The sequence below is a fragment of the Mesorhizobium sp. M7A.F.Ca.CA.002.04.1.1 genome, from assembly GCF_004022805.1.
GTDB lineage: Bacteria > Pseudomonadota > Alphaproteobacteria > Rhizobiales > Rhizobiaceae > Mesorhizobium > Mesorhizobium ciceri.
The window spans coordinates 1-4,120 of record NZ_RZPL01000532.1 but is presented as its reverse complement, the minus strand read 5'-3'; the positions used below and the strand labels follow the sequence as shown (position 1 = coordinate 4,120).

The window sequence follows — 4,120 nt, the reverse complement described above, 5'->3', positions numbered from 1 at the left end:
CGATTGCGGTTCCGGGCGCCTTCCGCCTCGTCCATGGCGGCATCGACCATATCCAGCAGCAGCCGGTCGGCACGCTGTTCCTTTCGGTTCCCGGCAGCGATGCAAATCATCTTGCTGACATCATCACATTCCTGAAGGCTCGCCAGGCGCGGGTGGAGGTGCTTGGCCATGTCGCCAATCCTGTTTGAACTTCTGCTGCGTTCGATCTGGGAGACGGTGCTGATGACGGCCGCCTCCGGCCTCATCTCGCTGGTCTTCGGCCTGCCGCTCGGCCTGGCGCTGATTGCTACCGAACGCGGCGGCATTGCCGAAAGCCTTTGGGTGAACCGGGCGCTCGGCGCCATCATCAACGGTTTCCGCTCGGTGCCCTTCATCATCCTTCTGGTGGCGCTGATCCCGGTGACGCGGCTGATCGTCGGCACCTCGATCGGCACATGGGCAGCCATCGTGCCGCTGTCGATCGCCGCCACGCCCTATTATGCGCGCATCGCCGAAGTGTCGCTGCGCGAAGTCGATCGCGGGCTGATCGAGGCGGCGCGCGCCATGGGCGGCAACCGCTGGACGATCATCCGCGAGGTGCTGGTGCCAGAAGCCCTGCCCGGCATCGTCGCCGGCTTCACGGTGACGCTGGTGACGCTGATCGGTGCGTCAGCCATGGCCGGCGCGATCGGCGCCGGCGGCCTCGGCGACCTCGCCATCCGCTACGGCTACCAGCGTTTTGAGACGTCGGTGATGATCGCAGTGGTCATCGTGCTGATCATCCTGGTCTGCGGCATCCAATGGGTGGGGGATCGGTTGGTGGCGAGGCTGGATAGACGGGGGTGATTGTTAGGCCGACGAACTAGGCGATGATATCTTCTATCAGTGCTTGCAATGACGCTTCTGAACCGCTGAAACTGTCGATCATGGCTTGAATGACGCGATCCCGTCAAGGATGTCGTCATTGAATGTCAGGCCCGCGTGCTCGGCGAGCATCGCAAGGAAGGTGAGCTGGGTTCGGCCGTTGCCTTCGCGAAACGGATGCACGGCGTTGATCTCCGCGACGATGTGCGCCAGATGCTTCGCAAAGCTGGTGCCGTCGAGATGAGCTAAGCGGTCGGGATTGCCGAGTTCGCGAAAGACCCGCGCCATCTCGGTGGCGATGTGTTCGGGATAGCAGAACCAATTGCCGGCCTTGCCGATGCGGATGGTGCGCGGCTGACCGGCCCAGCCACACATCCTGGAACAGGTGCCGGTGCAGGCCGAGATAGTGACGGTAGTCGAGTTCGCCTGCCGGCAATGGCTCGTCAGCGCGAGTCAGGAACAGCGCGAGCTCGACTTCATCAAGCTCAGCCTGGTCGCGGATGTCCAACAGGTTAATGAGCACCGTCGTGCCGGGGTAGCACAGCGGATCGAACTCAGCGGCGTAGACCAACGTCTATTTCTTCTTGCGGATTTCTTCCTTGATGAGCGAACGCCGCTCATCACCGGACAGTCCGTGTCGTACGCCTAGGGCGAGTAATTTCGCCATGCGAGGCGATAAGGTCATGCCTTCCACGGCGCTGATTTTCTCGCCGCGCTCGCTGGTCAGCACGAACTGGCCGGTCTTGGCTGAACGGCTGGCTCGTGAGCTAGGAGACTTCATTTCGAGACAATATCATAACCATTGAGGAGAGACCAAAATGATTTCCAGGGTAAGCCCAGTTAGCCGCGCAACCTCCCCCCCTCGGGATCGAAGAACGGTATCGGCGCCACGACCGCCCGGCTCGGCCTGCCATCGATGTCTATGCTGAGTTCGGTGCCAATCGCGGTGAAAGGCAGCCGCAGGTGCGCCGTGGCCAGCACCTTGCCCAGGGAATAGCCGTGATCGCTGTAGGTGACGATGCCGGCGTCCTCGCCATCGGCCAGGACCCTGGCATCGGTGGCGGCCGGCGTGTCGCCGTCGAGGATCAGGCCGACCCATTGCTCGTCGAGGCCCTTGTCGCGGACCTTGAGCAACGCTTGCCGGCCGACGAAATCGCCCTTGTCGAACTTGATCCAGCGGTCGAGGCCGACATGGAACGGGGTGCGGCTCTCGTCCATGTCGATGCCGTGCGCCGGATAGGCCTTTTCCAGGCCCAGCGTGAACATTGCCAGCACGCCATAGGGTTTCAGGCCAAAGTCCCGGCCGGTCCGCATCAGCGCGTCCCAGACCGAAGCGGCCTCGTCGGCCGGCACGAACAGCTCGAAGCCGAGCTCGCCGGTGACCCCGGTGCGCGAGATCAGCACCCGCGTGCCGTTGATGTGGCCTGACGTGAACGACCAGCGTTTCAGCCCGTCCAGATCGGCATCCGAGATCATCGCCTTCAACAGTTCGCGCGAGCGCGGGCCCTGGATGGTCGGGAAGGCGATGGCTGCGGTTATGTCGGTGACATAGGCCTTGCGACCCTGCGCGTGATGCAACAGCCAGGGCAGCATCTTCAGGCGGTTGACCGAGCCGGTTACCAGCATGAAGTGCTCCGGACCCAACCGAAACACGGTGAGGTCGTCCATGATGCCGCCATCCTCGCGGCAGACCGTGGAATAGCGGACCTGGCCCGGTTTCATGGCAGCGGCATTATTGACGATGACATGGTTGACCAGCGCCTCGGCGTCCGGCCCCTTGATGTCCATCTTGCCCATGGTGCTGAGATCCTGCACGCCGACATTTTTGCGGGTGTTCAGATGCTCGTCGGCAATGCCGGAATAGGTTTTAGCGGAGATGAAATCGCCCCCGACACGACCCATGGTCGCGCCCAGCCCGACGATGCTGCTGTAGAAAGGGGAACGCCGCTCAGCCAAGGAAGTCTCCATCATTCAAGAAAAACGGCAGCGCCAGCCGGCGCTGCCGGAAGGCATGTTGTCGTCTCAGCTGCCGTAGACGTCGAAGGAGAAGTACTTGTCGTTGATTTCCTTGTACTTGCCATTGGCGCGCAGCGCGTCGATGGCCGCATTGAGCTTGTCGGCCAGTTCCTTATTGCCCTTTTGCAGCGCGATGCCGACGCCAGGGCCGTGAATGGCCGGATCGGCGGTCAGCGTGCCGAGCAGCTTGCAGCAGGCGCCGTCTGGCTTCTTCAACCACTCGGTCAGGATGATCGAGCCGTCCATCATCGCGTCGAGGCGGCCATTGGCCATGTCGGTGCGGGCATCGTCGCCCGTCGGATAGGCTTTGACCGTCGAGCCTGCATATTTCTGGTCGGCGAATTTCTGGTGGATGGTCGCGGTCTGCACGCCGAGCGCCTTGCCTTTCAGATCATCGGGCGACGTGCCCGCGATGGTCGAATCCTTGGGCACGGCGATAGCCGGCGGCGTCTGGTAGTATTTGTGGGTGAACTCGACCTTCTCGGCCCGCTCGGGTGTGATGGTGATGTTGATGATCGCGTCGAACTTGCCGGCCTGCAGCGCCGGGATCGAGCCATCGAAATCCTGCACGCTGAACTCACACTCGGCCTTCATCTCAGCACACAGCGCCTTCCCCAGCTCGATGTCGAAGCCGCCCAGCGTGCCGTCGGCACTGGCGTAGTTGAAGGGCGGATAGGCGCCCTCGGTACCGATCCTGAGTTTTTTGTCCTGGGCGGAGGCGGCACCAGTGGCAAGGGTGAGGGCGACGGAAGCGGCAAGCACGAAACGACCGAAAAGACGCATGTTCGAGATCCCCGTTGAAAGCGGGAAGTCTACGGTCTTCCAGGCGCGCGGCGGAGACGGAAACGACATGCGCTGCGGCGATCACGGCGCGGCGAGCAGACCAGGCGAGCGATCGGTGATGTGTTAGCCGACGCGCTGCTTGTCGGTGGCCGTCCGGTCGATGGCCAACTCCCCGGCCGAGAGGACAACGCCAAACTTTTCGGTGGCTTCCTCTGATGTGTAGTACCCCAGCGCCACGTCGCGCAGCACAAGATCGGCATCGCGCTGCAGCGGATCGCCATAGCCGCCGCCGCCCGGCGTGCCGACGCGCACGCGGTCGCCGGCCTTGAGCGCAATGTCCTGTTCTTTGGACAAATGCGGCGGCACGTGTTCCTCGCCGTTGCGGAAGACGGTCACCGTGTTGACGGCGCCGTCCTTGCCGCCAAGCGCGCCCTGCGGGCCGAACCGGCCATGGTCCATGACGAAGGAAGCGCGGGCG

7 protein-coding genes are annotated in these 4,120 nt (G+C 63.1%); 3 read left to right on the top strand and 4 right to left on the bottom strand.

Annotation, left to right across the window (positions count from 1 at the left end; genetic code table 11):
• On the top strand, positions 1 to 188 hold a 188-nt coding region (locus tag ENZ75_RS23540; RefSeq protein WP_281061267.1), incomplete at its 5' end, for an NIL domain-containing protein.
• The gene (locus tag ENZ75_RS23535) at positions 169 to 825 is read left to right on the top strand and encodes a methionine ABC transporter permease (RefSeq protein ID WP_027161152.1); all 657 of its coding nucleotides are present in this window, start codon (positions 169 to 171) and stop codon (positions 823 to 825) included. The genes ENZ75_RS23540 and ENZ75_RS23535, both read left to right, overlap by 20 nt.
• A gap of 78 nt (positions 826 to 903) precedes the next feature.
• Here the strand turns inward: ENZ75_RS23535 and ENZ75_RS35755 are convergent, their stop codons facing one another.
• Positions 904 to 1,218, bottom strand: a complete 315-nt coding sequence (locus ENZ75_RS35755) for a Fic family protein (RefSeq protein ID WP_335919019.1) — start codon at positions 1,216 to 1,218, stop codon at positions 904 to 906.
• A 31-nt stretch (positions 1,219 to 1,249) separates the two neighbouring features.
• Here ENZ75_RS35755 and ENZ75_RS35280 point away from each other — a divergent pair, with 31 nt between their 5' ends.
• The gene (locus ENZ75_RS35280) at positions 1,250 to 1,492 is read left to right on the top strand and encodes a hypothetical protein (RefSeq protein ID WP_245481202.1); all 243 of its coding nucleotides are present in this window, start codon (positions 1,250 to 1,252) and stop codon (positions 1,490 to 1,492) included.
• A gap of 191 nt (positions 1,493 to 1,683) precedes the next feature.
• Here the strand turns inward: ENZ75_RS35280 and ENZ75_RS23520 are convergent, their stop codons facing one another.
• The 3 genes from ENZ75_RS23520 to ENZ75_RS23510 form a co-directional block, all read right to left on the bottom strand.
• The gene (locus tag ENZ75_RS23520; protein ID WP_063169688.1) at positions 1,684 to 2,814 is read right to left on the bottom strand and encodes an aminomethyltransferase family protein; all 1,131 of its coding nucleotides are present in this window, start codon (positions 2,812 to 2,814) and stop codon (positions 1,684 to 1,686) included.
• Between the two features lie 51 nt (positions 2,815 to 2,865).
• A complete protein-coding gene (locus tag ENZ75_RS23515) occupies positions 2,866 to 3,642 on the bottom strand; it encodes an ABC transporter substrate-binding protein (protein ID WP_063170417.1) in 777 nt (258 codons plus the stop codon).
• Between the two features lie 123 nt (positions 3,643 to 3,765).
• Positions 3,766 to 4,120 (bottom strand): hydantoinase B/oxoprolinase family protein (locus ENZ75_RS23510; RefSeq protein ID WP_206617084.1); only part of this gene is annotated, 355 nt, incomplete at its 5' end.

Excerpts from the sequence above, each read along its gene's own strand:
- ENZ75_RS23520 (WP_063169688.1), bottom strand. The coding sequence starts at position 2,814 with ATGATGGAGACTTCCTTGGCTGAGCGGCGTTCCCCTTTCTACAGCAGC.
- ENZ75_RS23535 (WP_027161152.1), top strand. The coding sequence starts at position 169 with ATGTCGCCAATCCTGTTTGAACTTCTGCTGCGTTCGATCTGGGAGACG.
- ENZ75_RS23515 (WP_063170417.1), bottom strand. The coding sequence starts at position 3,642 with ATGCGTCTTTTCGGTCGTTTCGTGCTTGCCGCTTCCGTCGCCCTCACC.
- ENZ75_RS35755 (WP_335919019.1), bottom strand. The coding sequence starts at position 1,218 with ATGTGTGGCTGGGCCGGTCAGCCGCGCACCATCCGCATCGGCAAGGCC.